The organism is Agrobacterium sp. GD03872 (assembly GCF_029840625.1).
GTDB classification, from domain to species: Bacteria; Pseudomonadota; Alphaproteobacteria; order Rhizobiales; family Rhizobiaceae; genus Agrobacterium; species Agrobacterium fabrum_A.
In genome coordinates this window covers 43,934-63,159 of sequence record NZ_JAOCCY010000018.1, presented here as the reverse complement: position 1 = coordinate 63,159, position 19,226 = coordinate 43,934, and the positions used below count along the sequence as shown (strand labels likewise).

General features: G+C 59.4%; 21 protein-coding genes. 12 read left to right on the top strand and 9 right to left on the bottom strand.

The features are described 5' to 3' along the window. Window positions 1–21 precede the first annotated feature (21 nt). Complete coding sequence (locus tag N5D22_RS23715; RefSeq protein WP_279658354.1) at window positions 22–930, top strand: extensin family protein; 909 nt, start codon at window positions 22–24, stop codon at window positions 928–930. A 57-nt stretch (window positions 931–987) separates the two neighbouring features. Here N5D22_RS23715 and N5D22_RS23710 read toward each other — a convergent pair whose 3' ends face one another. Then, window positions 988–3,231: a TonB-dependent hemoglobin/transferrin/lactoferrin family receptor gene (locus N5D22_RS23710; protein WP_279658353.1), complete on the bottom strand. Its 2,244-nt coding sequence runs from the start codon at window positions 3,229–3,231 to the stop codon at window positions 988–990. A gap of 356 nt (window positions 3,232–3,587) precedes the next feature. Here N5D22_RS23710 and N5D22_RS23705 point away from each other — a divergent pair, with 356 nt between their 5' ends. Both N5D22_RS23705 and N5D22_RS23700 read left to right on the top strand, forming a co-directional pair. Continuing rightward, window positions 3,588–4,109 carry a TIGR00645 family protein gene (locus N5D22_RS23705; RefSeq protein WP_279658352.1) on the top strand — a complete coding sequence of 174 codons (522 nt, stop codon included), beginning with the start codon at window positions 3,588–3,590 and terminating at the stop codon, window positions 4,107–4,109. A 100-nt stretch (window positions 4,110–4,209) separates the two neighbouring features. Continuing rightward, the gene (locus tag N5D22_RS23700; RefSeq protein WP_279658351.1) at window positions 4,210–4,926 is read left to right on the top strand and encodes a LuxR C-terminal-related transcriptional regulator; all 717 of its coding nucleotides are present in this window, start codon (window positions 4,210–4,212) and stop codon (window positions 4,924–4,926) included. Between the two features lie 31 nt (window positions 4,927–4,957). On the opposite strand, the gene N5D22_RS23695 is transcribed toward N5D22_RS23700, so the two are convergent. The 4 genes from N5D22_RS23695 to N5D22_RS23680 all read right to left on the bottom strand — a co-directional run bounded on the left by N5D22_RS23695 (window position 4,958) and on the right by N5D22_RS23680 (window position 7,881). After that, a complete protein-coding gene (locus N5D22_RS23695) occupies window positions 4,958–6,109 on the bottom strand; it encodes a DUF2333 family protein (RefSeq protein ID WP_279658350.1) in 1,152 nt (383 codons plus the stop codon). Window positions 6,110–6,346: 237 nt separating this feature from the next. After that, window positions 6,347–6,799 carry a pseudoazurin gene (locus N5D22_RS23690; protein ID WP_279658349.1) on the bottom strand — a complete coding sequence of 151 codons (453 nt, stop codon included), beginning with the start codon at window positions 6,797–6,799 and terminating at the stop codon, window positions 6,347–6,349. A 113-nt stretch (window positions 6,800–6,912) separates the two neighbouring features. Next, window positions 6,913–7,494 carry a thymidine kinase gene (locus N5D22_RS23685; protein ID WP_279658348.1) on the bottom strand — a complete coding sequence of 194 codons (582 nt, stop codon included), beginning with the start codon at window positions 7,492–7,494 and terminating at the stop codon, window positions 6,913–6,915. Window positions 7,495–7,572: 78 nt separating this feature from the next. After that, window positions 7,573–7,881 carry a hypothetical protein gene (locus N5D22_RS23680; protein WP_279658371.1) on the bottom strand — a complete coding sequence of 103 codons (309 nt, stop codon included), beginning with the start codon at window positions 7,879–7,881 and terminating at the stop codon, window positions 7,573–7,575. Between N5D22_RS23680 and N5D22_RS23675 the strand changes: the two genes are divergently transcribed. The 4 genes from N5D22_RS23675 (at window position 7,829) to N5D22_RS23660 (ending at window position 11,826) form a co-directional block, all read left to right on the top strand. Next, complete coding sequence (locus tag N5D22_RS23675) at window positions 7,829–8,782, top strand: choline ABC transporter substrate-binding protein (protein WP_142840416.1); 954 nt, start codon at window positions 7,829–7,831, stop codon at window positions 8,780–8,782. The two genes, N5D22_RS23680 and N5D22_RS23675, sit on opposite strands and share 53 nt — an antisense overlap. Before the next feature lie 281 nt (window positions 8,783–9,063). Beyond that, entirely contained in the window at window positions 9,064–9,915 is an 852-nt protein-coding gene (choW, locus tag N5D22_RS23670) for a choline ABC transporter permease subunit (RefSeq protein WP_279658347.1), read from the top strand. Continuing rightward, complete coding sequence (choV, locus tag N5D22_RS23665) at window positions 9,912–10,958, top strand: choline ABC transporter ATP-binding protein (RefSeq protein ID WP_279658346.1); 1,047 nt, start codon at window positions 9,912–9,914, stop codon at window positions 10,956–10,958. Before choW ends, choV begins: the two co-directional genes overlap by 4 nt. 547 nt (window positions 10,959–11,505) lie before the next feature. Continuing rightward, window positions 11,506–11,826, top strand: a complete 321-nt coding sequence (locus N5D22_RS23660; RefSeq protein WP_003524068.1) for a metalloregulator ArsR/SmtB family transcription factor — start codon at window positions 11,506–11,508, stop codon at window positions 11,824–11,826. Window positions 11,827–11,956: 130 nt separating this feature from the next. Here the strand turns inward: N5D22_RS23660 and N5D22_RS23655 are convergent, their stop codons facing one another. Then, window positions 11,957–13,132 (bottom strand): DUF3095 domain-containing protein, encoded by a 1,176-nt coding sequence (locus tag N5D22_RS23655; protein WP_279658345.1) that lies wholly within the window; start codon window positions 13,130–13,132, stop codon window positions 11,957–11,959. A gap of 283 nt (window positions 13,133–13,415) precedes the next feature. Between N5D22_RS23655 and N5D22_RS23650 the strand changes: the two genes are divergently transcribed. The 4 genes from N5D22_RS23650 (at window position 13,416) to queF (ending at window position 16,528) form a co-directional block, all read left to right on the top strand. Continuing rightward, window positions 13,416–14,522: a branched-chain amino acid ABC transporter substrate-binding protein gene (locus tag N5D22_RS23650; RefSeq protein WP_279658344.1), complete on the top strand. Its 1,107-nt coding sequence runs from the start codon at window positions 13,416–13,418 to the stop codon at window positions 14,520–14,522. A gap of 66 nt (window positions 14,523–14,588) precedes the next feature. Continuing rightward, window positions 14,589–14,990, top strand: a complete 402-nt coding sequence (locus N5D22_RS23645; RefSeq protein ID WP_279658343.1) for a glyoxalase superfamily protein — start codon at window positions 14,589–14,591, stop codon at window positions 14,988–14,990. A gap of 154 nt (window positions 14,991–15,144) precedes the next feature. Next, a complete protein-coding gene (locus N5D22_RS23640) occupies window positions 15,145–16,047 on the top strand; it encodes a cation diffusion facilitator family transporter (protein WP_279658342.1) in 903 nt (300 codons plus the stop codon). 16 nt (window positions 16,048–16,063) lie between these two features. After that, a complete protein-coding gene (queF, locus tag N5D22_RS23635; protein WP_004430149.1) occupies window positions 16,064–16,528 on the top strand; it encodes a preQ(1) synthase in 465 nt (154 codons plus the stop codon). Window positions 16,529–16,553: 25 nt separating this feature from the next. On the opposite strand, the gene N5D22_RS23630 is transcribed toward queF, so the two are convergent. Both N5D22_RS23630 and N5D22_RS23625 read right to left on the bottom strand, forming a co-directional pair. Then, window positions 16,554–17,291, bottom strand: coding sequence for a DUF2076 domain-containing protein (locus N5D22_RS23630; RefSeq protein WP_279658341.1), 738 nt, complete (start codon window positions 17,289–17,291; stop codon window positions 16,554–16,556). 100 nt (window positions 17,292–17,391) lie between these two features. Then, window positions 17,392–17,982 (bottom strand): HupE/UreJ family protein, encoded by a 591-nt coding sequence (locus N5D22_RS23625; protein WP_279658340.1) that lies wholly within the window; start codon window positions 17,980–17,982, stop codon window positions 17,392–17,394. A 233-nt stretch (window positions 17,983–18,215) separates the two neighbouring features. Here N5D22_RS23625 and N5D22_RS23620 point away from each other — a divergent pair, with 233 nt between their 5' ends. Next, complete coding sequence (locus N5D22_RS23620; RefSeq protein ID WP_003523060.1) at window positions 18,216–18,797, top strand: ATP-dependent Clp protease proteolytic subunit; 582 nt, start codon at window positions 18,216–18,218, stop codon at window positions 18,795–18,797. Window positions 18,798–18,868: 71 nt separating this feature from the next. Here the strand turns inward: N5D22_RS23620 and N5D22_RS23615 are convergent, their stop codons facing one another. Next, complete coding sequence (locus N5D22_RS23615; protein WP_279658339.1) at window positions 18,869–19,126, bottom strand: pentapeptide MXKDX repeat protein; 258 nt, start codon at window positions 19,124–19,126, stop codon at window positions 18,869–18,871. Window positions 19,127–19,226: the final 100 nt, after the last annotated feature.

The window sequence follows — 19,226 nt, the reverse complement described above, 5'->3', positions numbered from 1 at the left end:
CGGTCAGGAGTGCCCCGAAAAATGCTTCATCGCCTGTGTCTTCTGGCAACCGCCCTCGCATTGATTTCCGCCTCTGAACCGTCGGCGCAGGTGCCGGTGCCGCAGCCGAAACCGGGCGAGGGGCAATGCTCCACCTCCTCGGAAAAGCCGTCGGACGAGGTGCCGCAAAGCCCGGCGGAAGCACCGAAGCCGGTCCCGAAACCGCAGGTCCCGGAAGCGTCGAAACCGGATGTCGAAAAGAGCCCCGCTGACAAGGGGTCCGATGACCCCAAAAAGGAAGGCGAGGGCAAGGATGGCGGGGAACAGCAGAAATCCGCCGACGAGATGAAAAAAACGGAGGAGAAGCCGCCGGAGCCGGTGAAACCGGAAGACCCGGCGGCACTTGAGGCCTGCCTTGGCGCACTAAAGGAGATCGGTGCAGAATTCAAAAAGCTTGAACCGATCCGGGACAAGGAGCAGGGCTGCGGCATCGAAGCGCCTGTCGAGCTTTCCGTGGTGCTGCCGGGCATCAAGCTCGAACCTTCAGGCACCATGCGCTGTGAAACCGCGCTTGCGCTTTCCCGCTGGACAAAGGAGATGATGCTGCCGGCTGCGGCTCTGGCTTTGCCTGAGAGAAAGGTGACGGCCATCGCCAATGCCTCGACCTATATCTGCCGTAACCGCAACAGCGCGGAAAACGGCAAGATTTCCGAACATGCCAGGGGCAATGCCGTCGATATTTCCACGATCGCCTTCGATAAGGGCGAGCCGCTGGTGATGAAGCCGCGCGGTGAGGACGGAACGCCGGAAGGCGCTTTCCAGCGCACGATTACCGCCGCCGCCTGCCTGTTCTTCCGCACGGTTCTTTCGCCCGGCAGCGACGCCACCCATCAGGATCACCTGCATCTCGACGTGCTGGAGCGAAAGGGCGGCTATCTCTATTGCCGCTGACAAAAAAAAGGGCGGCCCGAAGGCCGCCCCGACTGGAGATGATATCTCCGCCCGGTTTTAGAATTTCTGGGTCAGGGAGATTTTGAAGGTGCGTCCGGCTTCCGTATAGAAGTCCACCGGCTGGTTGACGGTGCTGACGGAATTCGGGTTCACGTCGCGGACGCCAACGGCATTCCAGTATTTCCTGTCGAACAGATTGTAGATGCCTGCCTGGATGCGCAGGCCCTTGGTCTGTTCCGGCTCCCACCAGCCGGTCAGGTTGAAGACGCCATAGCCGGGGGCGTCGAAGGTGTTGGCCACCCTGTCGTCGCGCATGCCGGAGGAGAAGACGCCGGTAAATTCCGTGCCCCAGGCTTCCTGCGCATAGCCGATGCCGAGGACGGACTTGAACGGTGCGACGGTGCGGATGAATTCGTTGGTATCGGTGTCCTTGCCATAGGCGTAGGCAAGCGAGGCGTGGGCGAAGAAGCCGTTTGCCAGTTCCTTGCGGACCTTGGCCTCGACACCGGAGATTTCGACATTGTTACGGTTGCGATAGGTGAAGAGCGATCCGTTGCCCCTGCCGCCGAAGCCGGGGAACAGCGTCGTCGAGGTCGTATATTGCTCGATGAAGTTCTTGTACTTGTTGTGGAACAGCGTCAGGCTTCCCGCCAGGTCACCGGAGGCATAGTTCGCGCCGATTTCGAAACCGTTGCTGGTCTCGGGGTTGAGGGCGGAATTGCCGACAACAGCGTAACCGGAGCTGACGTTGGAGAAATTCAGGTACAGTTCGTTGATCGTCGGGGCGCGATAGGCCATCGACCATTGCGCGAAGAGCTGCAGTTCCGACGTGACGTCGTAAGTTGCAAGCAGTTTCGGCGAGAAGCGCGAGCCGCTATTGCCGGTCGGCAGGCCGAAGGTTCTGTAGCCGCTGTTGCTGGAAACCGAACCATCAGGGTCGTAGTCGTAGGAATCGAAGCGCAGGCCGGGGGTCAGGCGGAAACCGTTGCCGAAGGCGATTTCGTCATCGAGATAAAGGCCGAGGCTCTTGCCGCTCACATCGGGCATGTCCGATTGCGAGGACGAGGTCGATCCTGCCGTGTTGGCGAAAAGCTCCTGGCTGAAATCGGTCGTCATGGCGTTGCCGCCGAAGCGCACCGTGTGCTGCACGCCGCCGAGTTCGAAGCCGGATTCGAGACCGCCGACGATGCCGAATGCGCTGTTGCGCATGCTGTCTTCGCGAATATAGAGCGAATTGTTGGTCAGGCGGTCGCCGGCGCCGGAGTCCTTGGAAAGACGCGTCCAGTAGAGCGAAAGATTGGCGGCGTCGATGAAACCGTCGGTCGAGGGCGCTTCGTATTCGTAATCGAGCGATACGCGATCACGCTCGGTATCCTCGTAACCCCTGTAATCGCCGATCCGGTAGGTCGAGCCCGATACGCTGACGCCCTGCAGGGTCTTCATGTCGCTGCGGTTTCTCACCGAATAACGTTCGGCCGTAAGCCCTATGCGGTGACCGCCTTCAAGGTCCTGACGGATCTTGAACATCAGGTTGCTTTCATAGGTGTCGGCCGGGTTGGGCTTGGTGCGGCGTGTTCCGTAGACATCGGCCGTACCCTTGTTGTCCGTCTCGTTGCCGCGCTTGTAGGAGCCCTGGAACAGGACCGAGGTATTCTCGATCTTCTTGGCGACGGCGAGCGATCCGCCGACGCTTCTGTCCTCGCTGTCATAGGTGGTCTTGGCCACACCGCCCCAGTCCCTGCCTTCGCCGATCAGGTCTTCCGGCTCGAGCGTGCGCAGCACCAGCGCGCCGCCAAGGGCGCCGGAGCCGATACGGCTGGAATCCGCGCCGCGCACCACATCGACCGTCGAGAGCGAGGAGAAATCGAAGCTCGAACTCGTATCGCTGAGGGTGGTGGTGGCCTGGCCCTGACGGGCGAAATTGTTGAAGTAGGGAACGGGAATATTGTCGATCAAAGTGACGACGCGTGCGCCGCCGAGGCCGCGAATGAACAATCCGCCGGGCCGGCCGGGCTTGGCATCGACATAATCGACGCCCGGTTCCGTGCTGTTGCCGAGATCCTTGATGCTGCCGATGTCCTTCTTGCGGATGTCTTCCGCCGTGGTCTGGCTCGCCAGCGGCGTATCGGCGGCGGCGTTGGCGCTTTTGACGCGCTTGCCCTTGACCACGATCTTTTCGAGCGTGGTGGTGGTGCCGTCCGCCTGCGAAGCGGCGTCCTGCGCCCAGACAGGGCCGGTAAGGGGCAGAAGAGAAATGGCGGTGCACAGAAGCAGCGCGGAACGCGTGCGCGAAATGGACATGAAGTACCCCCAGGTAGGCGCACGGATAGCCACGGCGTGCAAAAGCACACCGCGCCTGCTGCCGCGGCTGAAACTGTTTTGATTGTTACGGGCGAGCCGATAAGTGAGGACTAAAAAACATGATGATAACTGTCAACATATTATATATGACTTTTTGCATCATGTTTTAAAGCATAACGGTATGTTGCAAAAATACGACGCCGATCCCCGTCGGAACCGGACCGGCGAATGGGTGCGAAAACGCCACGCTGCGGTCAAAGTCCCGACATTGCCGCTTGCTAGGTTATTCGCAGCCAGTTTACATGGCGAAACAGAACATGCTCCAACAATAAACAGATTATTAATCGGATACGGAAATGAAGTCTCTTGAACTGCTCGTCGAGCGGATCATTCTCTCCAGCCGCTGGCTGCTCGTCGTGTTTTATCTCGGGCTCGTCGCGGCGCTGGCGGTTTATGCGTTTTCCTTCGCGCTCAAGTTTCTGAAAGTCGCGAAGAACGTTTTCACCTATGATGAATCGGACATGATCCTCGCCATGCTCGGCCTGATCGATGCGGCGCTGGTCGCCAGCCTGATCGTCATGGTGATGATCTCGGGCTACGAGAATTTCGTCAGCCGCTTCGATGAAGCGGATGCCGAGGTTTCGTTTCTGGGCAAGCTCGATGCCGGCAGCCTGAAAATCAAGGTTGCGTCGTCGATCGTGGCCATTTCGTCGATCCACCTGCTGCAGATATTCCTCAACGCCAATCAATATTCGGACAGCAAGCTGATGTGGTTCACCATCATCCATCTGGCTTTTGTCGTCTCGGCGGTCATGCTCGGTTTCCTGGAAAAACTGATGGCCAAGCCGAAGGACAAATCCGAAAAGCCGGTGCTTTGATCAAGGTGGCCCAGCCGATATGAAGGCAGTAACCCCGTCCTGGCCATGCAGCATGTTTCTCACTCCGGACACGGCGTTCCGGTGCGGCGAGGGCGCGTGAATGGTGAAGACGGAGCGCCAGGCCAGACTTTGCGGCGATCTGTCGGCCGCGGCTGACAAATCGCAATGGCTGGAGGCGCTGCGGGAGGTGATGCGCGCCTTCGATTATGCCCATGTGACCCTGCTGCGGTTACCCGGCGGTCAAAATATCTATGCCTTGCCGACAGTTGTCGAAAGCAGCCTGCCGATCTGGGTCGTGAATGCGATGACCAAGGACGGCGCGCTTGGGGATTGTCCCGTCATCAGGCGCGGCGCGTCATCGATGCTGCCGCAATATTGGTCGCTGCAGGACCCGGATATTACCTGCGGGTCGCTGGTGGATGCGGCGGCTTCGCTGAACAGCATGGGCATCACGTCCGGCCTGATGGTGCCGGTGCACGGCATGTACGGCAACCGGCATCTGATGAATTTCGCCGGCGATCGCGATGTGCTGCCGCAGGCCGCGCTGAACGAATTGTGCATGATCGTGCTGCATGCGCTGGAGGTCTATGTGCGCCTCTGTCGCACCAACTCAAAAGGTCCGTCGCCGTTGACGAAACGGGAACTCGACGTGGTGCGCTGGACGTCGCAGGGAAAGACATCCGTGGAGATCGCCGAGCTTCTTTCCATCTCGGAACATACCGTCAACGCCTATATGAACAACGCCATCCGCAAGCTCGACTGCGTCAATCGTACCCAGCTCGTGGCCAAGGCGATACGCCTTGGCCTGATAGACTGATCGCCCCCGCCGCTGCGGGGAAGTCTCTGCCTTAGCGGTCGAGAACCGAGCGAAGCTCGACGAGGTTCGAGCGAACCCGCAGAACGTAAAATCCCATGGTGGCGAGATGCGAGGGCATGATCCAGCCGCTTTCCTCGCCATTGGAAATGATCGCCGGCTGGATGCGCAGGGCTGCGCGGGTCTGCGACAGCGTGTCGTTCCACAGATTGGTGAGGTTACGCTCGCGGATGACCTGCGCAAAGTCCGATCCGGCGGCGGAAAGCACACCGTAATAACCGTAAAGCTGGCCGTAAGCGAACCAGAAACGGTCGTCGGCGCGGGTGTCGAACCAGCCGCCATTATAGTTTTCCGAGCGCTCGCGCAGGATTGCAGAGGTGGAGCCGATATCGCCAGCGATACGGTCGATGAACTGGATGAGGTTGTCGGCACGGGTATCGAACACCGCCTTGCAGGCGACGAGTTCGCCGTTGAAGGCCTGGAAGCTGCGGATGGCGGCGCGGTAATAGGCGGGGGTCGGCGTCTTCGGGCCGAAGGGATCGAGGCCGAAATACCAAGAATATTCGCTGAACTGCATGTTGCCACGCGCTTCCTGGAGATTGTTGTTGATACCGGAGGTTCCGCGCACGCGGCCGAGCGTATCCACCAGTTCGATAGAGGTGCGGCGCACGGCCTGGTTTACACCGCGCTGGAACGAGGCCTTGTTATCGAGAAACGGCGTGCTGTCCCAGTCCATGCCGAAGAGGCCGAGACGATAGAGCAGCATGGACGAAATCCAGGCGTTCTGGTTGACGTTGAAATCGGTGAGATCGGCGGCGGCGTCGACAATCGCCGAACGCTGGCAGACCGGCGCGGATGTGTTGGCTGCGGCGCCCGTTGCGCCACCCGCCGGGGCGGCGGCCGGCAGCTCCTGGCCGGCGGGCACGGTGCGCTCTTCCAGCTTGTAGCGCGCGACGTAGTCCGGGTCGAAATTCGTCCAGACCTGGGTTTGCCAGATGAAATATCCGTAAAAGCCGGCAAGGAGAATGACGATGAGGGCGATCGGGCCCTTGATGAGCCAGTTGCGGCCGCTGTACCAGCCATGGGCGGCCATGAAGGGCCACAAAAGCCAGGCGACGAGAAGACCGGCGGCCCTGCCGATGGCGCTGAAGGCTGCCTGAATCAAAGCGGTGATCCGGTCGATCATGTCGTCATAGTCTCCTCTGCCCGTGGGCTGGACGCCGGAAGAAAGAACCTCAGTCCGGCCGCATCCTTCGGCGCTTCGTATAAACCTCGGTCATTTACTGTCTTCCAGATATGTCCCGGTCAACCGCGATACAACATGATTGCGAAACTTTTCTCAACCTGCGGTCCGCGCCGGCCATTATCGCTTTCCACATCGATTGTGGAGCAACAGCCGCCGCGGAACCGAAGGGATATGCGCTCAGAGACCGAGCTTGGCGATCTCGTCATTCAGCCGGTCGCGTGCCTTTTTGGGCAGTTTTCCGTTCTTGACGGCGTCCAGATTGGCCGGCGCGGCATCGCCGACGACAACGAGCGCTATCATGCCCATGCCGAGATGGGGTGTGCATTTGACGACATAGGCGCCTTCCTTATCGACCGTCACCTTCACCGTCTCGTTCATCTTGCCCTTGAACTCGGCAACGCCCTCGGGGATCATGCCCTTCACGGCCGCCGCATCATGGCCCTTGTCGACCGGGACGAAGGTGATGACGTCGCCGACGGCGGCCTTGACGGTCGCGGGTTCGAAGACCATCGCCTGACCGTCGCTGCCCTTGTTGAGCATCTTCACTTCGATTTCGGCCGACAGGGCGGGGAAGGCGAAAAGAGCCGCGACAATGGCGAAGCCGGCGAATTTGGCAGTTTTGTCCTGCATCATTTTGCTCCTGAGAGAAAGCACATCCACGCGAATGTGTCGCCGTGGTTCTAGCCCAGGAGCCGGGGAGCCATCCTTGCGAAAAATCAAATGCGGCAACCGGCCGCAGAGGATCAATCGCCCTTGAACGTTTCCACCCAGTGGCGGCGGCAGAAGGAAACATATTTTTCGTTGCCGCCGACATCGATCTGAGCGCCTTCCGTCACGACCTTTCCTTCATTGTCGAAGCGGGCCACCATCGTCGCCTTGCGGCCGCAATGGCAGATGGTGCGGATTTCGCGCAGCTCGTCGGCAATGGCGAGCAGTTCTTTCGAAGCGGGGAAGAGCTTTCCCTGAAAATCGGTGCGCAGGCCATAGGCCATGACCGGAATGTTCAGCCTGTCGACAATATCGGCAAGCTGCCAGACATGGTGTTCGGCGAGAAAATTGGCTTCATCGATGAAAACGCAGGCGACCGATGCTTGGGCATTGAGGGCCGATACCTCGGCGAACAGGTCGGTATTGTCATCGAAGGTGAGCGCGTCGGAGGACAGGCCGATGCGCGAGGCGACACGGCCGACGCCGGCCCGGTCGTCAAAGGCAGCCGTGAAGATCAGCGTGCGCATGCCGCGTTCCTGATAATTATAGGATGCCTGCAGCAGCATGGTCGATTTACCGGCGTTCATCGTTGAATAATTGAAATAGAGTTTTGCCATTATCCACTCCCGGAGCGCCTTGCCGTCCTCCGGACGTCTTGCGGGGTTCTTCCAACCTGTTGAATCGGCATGTCGGCCTCACAAAAGTGAGTCCGCTTTATGAGCCGATGCTGCATTAAGCGTCTTTTGACGGCGAAGAGGCGGGTTGAAAAGTGCCATGGTGGGAAAAACACAGATTTCCGCACCCTGCCTCTTCCCTGCGTCTGACAGTGAAACCCCCTTATTTTCACGAATTTGTCGCAAACGGTGGGCCAAAGCACGCAAATGCACGCGAGTTGATTGTGTCCGGCAGATATTGATAATGGCAAGGGAACGAAAAAACAGGGAGCAAGCGATGTTTGCAAATAGAAGTCGCTGTCTGGCCTTGGCCGCAGCAATCTCCTCCATGACGTTCAGCGCGGCCGGCGCCGCCGAACCGGCAAGTTGCGGTACGGTGCGTTTCTCCGATGTGGGCTGGACTGACATCACCGCCACGACGGCAACCGCCACGGTGCTTCTGAAAAGTCTCGGTTATGAAACCGACGTCAAGCTTCTCTCCGTACCCGTTACCTATACATCGCTGAAAAACAAGGACATCGACGTCTTCCTCGGCAACTGGATGCCGACCATGGAAGGCGATATCGCGCCTTACCGCGAAGACAAATCCGTGGAAACGCTGCGGGAAAACCTGACCGGCGCCAAATACACGCTGGCGACCAATGCCAAGGGCGCCGAACTCGGCATCAAGGATTTCAAGGACATCGCCGCCCATAGCGCTGATCTCGGCGGCAAGATCTATGGCATCGAACCCGGCAATGACGGCAATCGCCTGATCCTTGACATGGTGGCCAAGGACAGTTTCGGACTGAAGTCGTTCGAGGTGGTCGAATCATCCGAACAGGGCATGCTGTCGCAGGTGGCGCGCGCGGAAAAATCCGGCGAGCCGATCGTCTTCCTCGGTTGGGAACCACATCCGATGAATGCGAATTTCAAGCTGACCTATCTGACCGGCGGCGACGAGGTCTTCGGTCCCAATCTCGGCGGCGCGACGATCCATACCAATGTCCGCAAGGGTTATGTCGAGGAATGCCCGAATGTCGGCGCTTTCCTCAAGAACCTGCAATTTTCGCTGCCCATGGAAAACGAGATCATGGGCAAGATCCTGAATGACGGCCTTGAAGGCGAGGCGGCCGCAACCGCCTGGCTGAAGGCCAATCCGGCGGCGATCGAGCCATGGCTCGCCAATGTCAAGACCAGGGACGGCAGCGCTGACGCCCTGCCGGCCGCAAAGAAGGCGCTCGGCCTTTAAGCCGCAAGACGATGCATGACTGTATCCGGCCTGCATGGCAGGCCGGATCAGCGGGAAATAACGATGCCCATGCACGACCTTGCCTGTGAATTTTCAGAGATTGAAGGTCATGCGCCAGCACCGCGTCCGGCAGTTCCGCTGCCGGCCGTCATTTCTGCATTGGAGCAATCCGGTAACACGGGATAACGATGCTCCGTTTCTTTGTTGTCTGCGCAATTCCGGACGCAAAACCCAGTATTTTTGCCGGAATTGTTTTGGTTCACGAAAGGTCTTTTCTTACCGTGGAATGGCTCAGCGCTCCTGAAAACCGCCTGCCCGTCGGCCGATATGCCAAGGAGGCCATTGACTGGCTGACCGGCAATCTCGCTTTTTTCTTCGATTGGCTTTCCTTCATTTTCCAAAGCGTCATCAACGCCCTGCTTTATGTGCTGCAGGCGCCGCATCCGCTGATCATCGTGGCGATCCTGACGGCGCTTTCGGCCTGGACGCGCCGCTCCGTCGGCATGCCGCTCTTCACCGCGCTCGGCCTGCTGCTGATCATCAATCTCGGCTACTGGAAGGCGACGACGGAGACGCTGGCGCTCGTCATCGCCGCCAGCGCCGTTTGCATGATCATCGGCATACCGCTCGGCATATTGGCGGCGCGGCGCAAATGGATCTATGCCGGCATGCGCCCGGTGCTGGACCTGATGCAGACCATCCCGACCTTCGTTTATCTCATTCCGGCGCTGGTGCTGTTCGGTCTTGGCATGGTTCCGGGCCTCATCGCCACCGTCATCTTCGCCATTCCGGCACCCGTGCGTCTCACCCGCCTCGGCATCGTCTCGACGCCGCCGGCGCTGGTGGAGGCGGCGGTCGCCTTCGGCGCGACGCCGTCGCAGGTGTTGCGCAAGGTGGAGCTTCCCTTCGCTGCGCCGCAGATCATGGCGGGGTTGACCCAGACGATCATGCTGTCGCTGTCGATGGTGGTCATTTCCGCCCTTGTCGGCGCCAACGGTCTCGGCGTTCCGGTGGTGCGTGCGCTCAATACCGTCAATATCGCCATGGGCTTCGAGGCGGGACTGTGCATCGTCATTTTGGCGATCGTCCTCGACCGGTTGTTCCGCTTGCCCGGCCAGGAGGATGACCTATGAGTGACGCCATCATCTTCGGAAATGTCGATATCGTCTTCGGCGACCGGCCCGATGCGGCGCTGCCGCTGATCGACAGGGGCAGCACGCGTGACGAGATCAATGCCGAGACCGGGCTGGTTCTCGGCGTCGCCAATGCTTCGCTCTCGGTCAGCGAGGGCGAGATACTCGTGCTGATGGGGCTTTCCGGCTCCGGCAAGTCGACCCTGCTCAGGGCCGTCAACGGGCTTGCACCGGTGGTGCGCGGCAATGTCGGCGTGAAAACCAAGTCCGGTTACGTCGATCCCTATCGCTGCCCGGCGAAGGCGCTGCGCGACCTGCGCACGCATACGGTCTCCATGGTCTTCCAGCAGTTCGGCCTTCTGCCCTGGCGCAATGTGGCCGACAATGTCGGTTTCGGTCTCGAGCTTTCCGGCGTGCCGGAGGCAGAGCGCAAGCGCATGGTGGCCGAGCAGCTCGAGCTGGTGAACCTCTCGGCCTGGGCCGACCGCAAGGTGGGAGAGCTTTCCGGCGGCATGCAGCAGCGCGTGGGACTGGCGCGGGCCTTCGCCACAGGTGCGCCCATTCTCCTGATGGACGAGCCTTTCTCGGCGCTCGATCCCCTCATCAGAAGCCGCCTGCAGGATGAGCTTCTGGAATTCCAGAGCCGGTTGAAGAAAACGATCCTCTTTGTCAGTCATGATCTGGACGAGGCGTTCCGCATCGGCAACCGTATCGCCATGATGGAAGGCGGGCGCATCATCCAGTGCGGCACTCCGCAGCAGATCGTCAAGCAGCCGGCCACGTCCTATGTCGCGGATTTCGTGCAGAACATGAACCCGATCTCCATGCTGACCGCCGCCGACGTGATGAAGCGCGGCGTGGACGAACGCAACGGCCAGATGACCGTCGCCGCCACCGCCCGTCCATCATCGCCGCTGATCGATATACTCGATGCGCTGTCCAAACATTCCGGCGCGATCGGGGTTGTTGACAATGGTGCGATCATAGGCACGATTTCGGCAGATGAAATCGTGGCGGGGCTGACGCGTCACCGCAAAAAATAATGATTCGCCTGTGAGGGAAAAAACGAAGGGCCTTCCGCCATCGGAGGGCCCTTTTTCTTGTTCCGCAAGATCTTTGCAATGCAAGTTATACCTTCCCACGGTAGCAAAGAATATTTTTGATATCGCAAGTTATGCATTAAAATAATTACTAATAAAAATCATATTGCAAACTAAGAGAAAATTGCGCAAAGTTAATCTAGATTCTGTAGCTCGCTGCTAAATTTAAGGTGGTAATAGATTGCAACCCTAAAATCAGGCATTGGCTATCAAGATTTCGGCGCTCAACTTTTGATCGTTTATTGCTTATGAATACTGCCACTAATACATGTCTTTATCATTGAACCGACAAAAAACAGGCGAAAAGCTGATAATTTAGTCATAATGTCTTAAGTCAATAACGGATGAAGAATAGTCTTTGAAAGGGACACGATATAAGCAAGATTTAGGTATATACAACGTATCAGCTGAACTATAAAAACACCTTTTGGAACACCTATTATAGCCACCATGACCGTCTTTTTCGACTGTCATCAGGAGACTTGAGCGTATGGATAACCAATCTCTGTCGGAACATAGCATCGCCGCTGCAGACTTGCTCTCAGCGATGGCGAATCCCAAGCGCCTGATGATCTTGTGCACGCTGGTGGATACGGAAGTGCCGGTTGGTGTTCTCGCCTCACAGGTTGGTCTCAGCCAGTCAGCGCTCTCGCAGCATCTTTCGAAATTGCGTGCGCAGCGGCTGGTGAAGACACGACGGGACGCGCAGACCATCTACTATTCCAGCAACTCCGAATCCGTGAAAAAAATCCTCGCCTCCCTCGAGGAAATTTATTGTCAGGCGCAGAAGAGCAGCAAGACAGCCGCCTGATCCCACGGCCCTGTCTAGCCCCCCGGCAGCATCACTCGATTGAAACCGGCGCACGACGCCGGTTTTTCTTTTCAACGGCCTTTTCGTGGTTTCCAATGCGGTTATCGAGGATCGGGAACAGGCGTGGTTTTCAGCCGGATGCCGCAACCTGCATCTGCTGCTTGAGACGGCTTGCCGCAGCCGCATAGCCGCCGTCCGCGCCGTCCACGAAATGCATGTGGTCTCTCGAAAGCGGAGAGGGCACGATACAGGTCATCAATGCGGCCTCCTGTTCATGCAGGCCATAATAACAGCTTCCCGATACGCGGCCCTGTTCCAGCCGGGCGCGGATTTTTTCGAGCCGTGCGGCATCGATATCCACCGTCATTTTCAGGCCGTCGTCGAATTTCCTGAAATCGGTATTGCTGGCGACCGAGCGGCGGTAGCGAACGGCGTTGAACCGGCCGAGCGACAGCTGCGTCGCGCTGAGGAGATTGACGAGCAGGCTCTCCGCGAGAATGCGGAATGAACGGCGCATCTTGCCCCAGACATCGTGATGGGCCGCGCCGGCCCGCGCTTCGAGGCTGAGACCTTCACGCACGAAACCGAGTTTCGGCCCATCCTCGGGCACGGGGTGACCGTGCCTCGCATCCTGTTCGGCCAGATCGACAACATCGATGACCAGTTTGCGGAATGCCGGCATGTCCCGCGACGGCCCCGGTACGGCAATGATCGACACCACCTTGCCGTGGGTCGCGGGAATGGGGTTCCAGCGGCATGAAAGACCTGTCAGGTCCGGGTGCTCGCCTGCTTCGGCGGCGGCCAGGGCATATTGCCCCTCCTTCATCCGCGCCTCCGCCCAGCTGTTGCCGCCGCCTGAAAACATGGCGTAGGAGACATCCTCGCTCGCCTGAAAACGTGCGACACGAATATCGAAGCCATTGCTGCGGATATCCTCGACGGGAACCAGCGCCACACGCATGGTGAGATCGAGATCGTCCTTTACCCAGCGCTGGACACTGGACAGCGCGATGCGCGCAAGGGGCAGGCCGGAGGGCGGCACGGCAACGGCGGCGCCATCGCCGCCGAAAACGAAAGGCAGGTCGTGACGCCCGAGACTGTTCGATACGCCCGATATGACCGCCGCACCCGCCATGTTGACCGCCTTGTATCGGCCGGTGCCGATGGCCGAGGTCGAGTCGACGATATCGGCGATGGCCAGCCCCCATCCCGGCGGCAGGGCGCGGTAGAGCGCCGGGTCGGCCACGTCTTCAAAATGCCGGAAGACGGGCAGGCCCGTCAGAAACTCTTCATCTGCTGCGATCATGGCGTATTATCCTCCAGCGGCGGCCAAACGCCAAGCGTTTACGGAAGCTCGATTCGTCCTTCCACGGGGGTAATCCCGGCCAGCCTGGCGATTGATTTACCGGGAATAGAGTTAATCCAGCAAAGGTGACTTGCATAAATCATCAAACCTTCCGTATGAGTTGAGTGGAAGGCTCGGAATTCAAAAATGGAACGAGTTTTCGCCGGGAGGCGTCCGATAGTTTCATTCGGTCGACGCCCATGGCGCTCACCGGGTCCGCGACCCCTTTTAAGGAGACACCAGGATGAAACTGAAGACATTGACCAGCGTGACGCTCGCAGCGTCCTTCGCATTCGCACCTCTTGCCCATGCCGAAATCGTCATCGGCCTGATTGCGCCGCTCACCGGTCCTGTCGCCGCTTATGGCGACCAGGTCAAGAACGGCGCCCAGACGGCAGTCAATGAAATCAACAAAAAGGGCGGCATCCTCGGCGAACAGGTCGTGCTGAAGCTCGCTGACGACGGCGGTGAGCCGAAGCAGGGCGTTTCCGCGGCCAACCAGCTGGTTGCCGAAGGCATCCATTTCGTCGTCGGTCCGGTGACGTCTGGCGTTGCCATTCCGGCATCGGATGTCTTTGCCGAAAACGGCGTGCTGATGGTGACGCCGACGGCGACCGCGCCGGGCCTGACCAACCGCGGCCTTTCCAACGTCTTCCGAACCTGCGGTCGTGACGACCAGCAGGCGGAGGTTGCGGCGAAATATGTTCTCGCCAACCTCAAAGACAAGAAGATCGCCATCATTCACGACAAGGGCGCTTACGGCAAAGGTCTGGCGGACGCCTTCAAGACCACGCTGAACGCCGGCGGTGTGACCGAAGTTCTCTACGATGCCCTGACGCCGGGCGAAAAGGACCTTGGTGCGCTGACGGCTCGCCTGAAATCCGACAATGCCGACATCGTCTATTTCGGCGGTTATCATCCGGAAGCGGGTCTTCTGGTGCGCCAGCTGAAGGACATCGGCTCCAAGGCTGCCGTCATCGGCGGTGACGGCCTGTCGAACAGCGAGTTCTGGAACATCGGCTCGCAGGCCGGCGAAGGCACGATCTTCACCAATGCTTCCGACGCGCTGAAGAACGACGATTCCAAGGCCGCTGCCGAAGCGCTGAAGGCCGCCAACATTCCGGCCGAAGCCTTCACGCTCAACGCCTATGCTGCCGTCGAAGTCCTGAAGGCCGGTATCGAAAAAGCCGGAAGCGCCAAGGATTCCACAGCGGTCGCCACGGCACTGAAGAGCGGCGACGCTTTCCCGACGGCAATCGGCAAGGTCACCTATGGCGAAAACGGCGACCTGACCTCGCAGGCCTTCTCGCTGTTCAAGTGGCAGGACGGCAAGATCGTCGCAGCCGAATAAGCTGATCCTACCGGCCGCACCTGGTGCGGCCGGTTTCATTTTACGGACTGAAAAAGGTGACGCAGCATGACCAATGCCGGGACGGGCGTTGAAGGAGACATCGGTTTCCAGCGGATATTCCCGATCGTCCGGATATTCGACGAAGCCAAGGCGCGGGAGTTCTACGTCGATTTTCTCGGTTTCGAGATCGACTGGGAACACCGCTTCGGCGATAATTTTCCGCTTTACATGCAGGTTTCAAGGGCCGGAATGGGGCTTCACCTCAGCGGCCATCACGGCGATGCGACGCCGGGTTCCAACATCTTCGTCACCATGTATGGCGTTCACGCCTATCAACGGGAGCTGGCGGCGAAGGACTATCGTTTCATGAAGCCCGGCGTTGAACAATTGCCCTGGGGCGATGTGATGGAAGTGACCGATCCGTTCGGCAACCGCATTCGTTTCTGCGAGCAGAAAAGCGAAGAATGATGTTTTGGGCGTGAGCGCAAGGCCCTTGACCTTGTACTCCGTTTGAACGATAGAGACCTCAATAGCGAACCGCGCGCACGGAGACCCCGTGCGCGCGGTTCGTGCGTTTTGGCAATCGGTCATGCAATTCGTTCGCATCCGCACGGGGGCAAAAATGAACAGTGAAGGCAATGCGCTGGTAAGGAAGCTGGCATTCTGGAGCATCCCGCTTTCCCTTGGCGTGCTGGGTCTCAAGCTCGTCGCCTGGTGGGTCACGGGTTCGGTCGCGCTTCTGTCTGATGGCCTGGAATCGACCGTCAATGTGGTCGCGGCCTTCATCGCCTATTTCGTCATTCGTTATGCGCAGAAACCCGCCGATGACGACCACCAGTTCGGCCACCACAAGGCGGAATATATTTCCGCTGTCGTGGAGGGCGTGCTGATCGTCGTCGCCGCGCTGCTGATCGTGCAGGAGGCCTGGGGCGCGCTCTTCAATCCGAGACTGCCGGAAGCGCCGGTTCTCGGCCTTGTCATCAATGCGGCGGCGGGTGCGATCAATGCCGTCTGGGCGACGATCCTCATCCGCGTCGGCAGGAAATATTCTTCGCCTGCGCTCACCGCCGACGGCCATCACATCATGTCCGATGTCGTGACCTCGGCAGGCGTGCTTGTCGGTCTCGTTCTGGCGCTGCTGACGGGTTACGCCATTCTCGACCCGCTGCTCGCCATCCTGGTCGCCATCAACATCCTGTTTCAGGGCTCGAAAGTCATTCTGCATTCGCTGAACGGCCTGATGGACCGGGTGGTGGAGCCGGAAGAAGACGAGGCGATCAAGAAGGCAATCGCGGAAAATTCAGCCGGCGTCATCGGTGTGCATGATCTCAGGACGCGGCGCGCCGGTTCGGCCGCCTTCATCGATTTTCATGTGGTCGTTCCCGCCATCATGACGGTGCGCGAGGCGCATGATATTTGCGACCGCCTTGAAGATGCCATAAGGGACGTCATACCGGGCGCCAGCCTTGCCATTCACGTCGAGCCGGAAGGCGAAAAGGCGCATGGTGTCAAAGTGATTGTTTGAAAAACAGGAGTTTTCCATGTCCGTGACGGATGTTTCCGGCCTGTCGCAGCTGGGCACGAAGGTCGATACGCCTGAAAGCCCGGAAAAGGCCGTTCTCGAAAAGGTGCCGAACGGCAATGCCGGCACCGACTACGTGGTGCGTTTCACCGCGCCCGAATTCACCTCGCTTTGCCCGATGACCGGCCAGCCGGATTTCGCCCATATCGTCATCGACTATATTCCGGGCGATTTCCTGGTGGAATCGAAGTCGCTGAAGCTGTTTTTGCAGTCCTTCCGCAATCACGGCGCATTCCACGAGGATTGCTCGGTCTATATCGCCAAGCGACTTGTGGAGCTGCTGCAACCGAAATGGTTGAGAATCGGCGCCTACTGGTATCCGCGCGGCGGTATTCCGATCGATGTCTTCTGGCAGACGGGACCGGCGCCTGAAGGCGTATGGCTGCCGGATCAGGGCGTCGCCACCTATCGCGGTCGCGGCTGATCCGGCTGTTTATGCGATCCGGAATTCAGGCGAACGAACCGTCGTCGCCTGAATCGAAATCCGCATCGTCGGCGCTGTCGTCATCGGCCTGCTGGATATCGTCATCGTCGTTGTTCTGCGGGCTGGCGCCGTCACCGTAGTAATTATTGATGACGGTTTCCTCGGCGGGCGCGTTACCTGCGGCATTGCCGCCGCCGAAGGGCGAGCCAAGGCCGAGCGACGACATGTGGCTGCCGAAAATGCCGCTCAGCGAATTGGCGAGCAGCATGCCGCCCGCGACACCGGCAGCGGTGCCGAGCGCGCCTTGCAGAAATCCACCGCCTGAACGTCCGCCTGCGGCGGCCTGGCTCCATGGGCCACCGGGCTGCTGCTGATTGGCTGCCGCTCCCCAAGGGCCCGCCGTCTGGCCTGCGGTATCGTTGCGCCATGAGTTCGGCGCGGCCGCAGGGGCTGGTGCGGGCGGCTGCGGTTGGCCGGTTCCGAAGATGGAGCTCAGAAAACCGCCCTGCGCTGCGGCCTGCGGGGCGCCGTTGCCGCTTTCCAGCGCGTGGATACGGTCTTCGAGCTGCTTGATATGGGCTGCCGCCGCTTCCAGACCCTTTTCCTGAACGATCACCGCCTGGGCGAGATAATAGGGGGCTGCGGGCTGATCGCGCACGGCGTCTGCGATCAATGTTTCCGCCTCGCGGTCACGCGGAGTGGCGGATGCGGTTCTGGTCCTGTCGAACAGGCCCTTGAGAAGCTGGCTTTCTTCCGGTGACATAGGCTGCCTCCTTACCGTGAAGCGAAAATCCACGATAAGGAGGTAGGCCTCAATTCTGGCTTTTCAAAGCGGCCCGAATTTTAAATTTCGGTAATGATCGTCAGCCGCCGAAGGCGAGCGACAGGCCGGCGATTGCCGTTAGCGCGCCGAAGGTGCGGCTGGCTGCCGAGCCGAAACGGGCAATGCCGAGGCCAAGCGCGATGCCGGCCGCATGTAGGGCGGCAGTAGCGATCATGAAGCCGATGCCGAATTGAAGCGCGCCTGCGCTGCCGAGTTCACCGCCATGGGCATGGCCGTGGAAAAGCGCGAAAGCGCCGACAATGGCTGCCGCCGCCACCGTGGGAAGCCTTGCCGCCATGGCAACGAGCAGGCCGAGACCGATGACGGAGGCGAGGATTGCCGGTTCGACGAAGGGAAGCCCGATACTATAAACCGCCATCAGGAAACCGGCGGCCATGGTGCCGACGAAGGCGGAGGGCACGATCCACAGCGCCTTGCGGTCGCTCTGAGCGACGGCGATCTGCGAGGCCCAGATGCCGACAGCCACCATCGCCAGAATGTGGTCCGCGCCGAAAAACGGGTGGGAGACGCCAGCCATGAAGGAACCGTGTTCTTCCGGGTTCAGATGGGCGAAGGCGGGCAGGGCGGTGAGGCCGAGCGCGGCGGTGGTGAGGCTTAGTCTTTTCAGCATGATTCCCTCTTTAAATTATTGCCGTCCGCAGCGGTATATTGGGTTTCCCGCGGCGGCCGGCGCGGCAATGAGGCGTTGACGATATTGCGAAGGCGGACAGGCTGTCCATGCGTCATCTGCCGGGGGTGGTGTTTATTGTTGGCGGGCAAACCTTGCCTTTTTCGCTCATTGCCTTACGTAACAAGTCGCACTATGTCCGAAGGGCATGCAAGACTTACGCTGGAGAGCCGTTGATGAACGAAGACGAAGACGACAAGAGCAAGGAACTGCCGATCGGCAAGGAAACGGAAGCGAATCTTTTCAAGTCGCGTTCGATCTTCATCTATGGTGGCATCACGCAGGAACTGGCGCAGAAGGTCTGCACGCAGCTCGTGGCTCTCGCCGCCGCCAGCGACGACGACATTCGCGTTTACGTCAATTCGCCGGGCGGTCACGTGGAATCGGGTGATTCCATCCATGACATGATCAAGTTCATCAAGCCGAAGGTCTATATCATCGGCACGGGCTGGGTCGCTTCCGCCGGCGCGCTGATCTATGTTTCGGTGCCGAAGGAACGCCGCCTCTGCCTGCCGAACACCCGCTTCCTGCTGCACCAACCCTCCGGCGGTACGCGCGGCATGGCGTCCGACATCGAAATCCAGGCCCGCGAAATCATCAAGATGAACCAGCGCCTGATCAAGATCTTCTCCAAGGCCACCGGCCAGAGCGAAGAAAAGATCGCCAAGGATATCGATCGCGATTATTGGCTCGGCGCGGAAGAGGCCAAGGATTACGGTCTCGTCGGCAAGATCGTCGAAAGCCAGTCGGAACTCTGAGTTTCCGGTTTTCAGTTGAGAAAGCCCGCATCGGTGAAAACCGGTGCGGGCTTTTTCCGTTCAGGCCGGTGTTATTTCATCATGTCGCAGGCCTTCATCATGTCGGCTTTTTTCATCTTGTCCATTTCCATGCCGGCCTTGTCCATGCAGTCCTTCTTGCTGGCCATGGACATGCCGTCCTTTTTCATCGCTTCCGTCTTCATGGTGTCTTTCTTCATTGTATCGGTCTTCATCGTATCGGTTTTCATGCTCTCGGCGTGGGCGAGGCCGGTGAAGGAAAGAGCGGAGAACAGGGAAGCGGCGGCAATGGCGGTAAAAATGCGGGTCATGAAGGGTCTCCTCTGGACGTCGTCGAATGTCCGCCGGCATCGTGCCGGGGCTCACAATAGTCCATTCGGGCGGAAACGGCCGGTCGTTACATCTTCACGC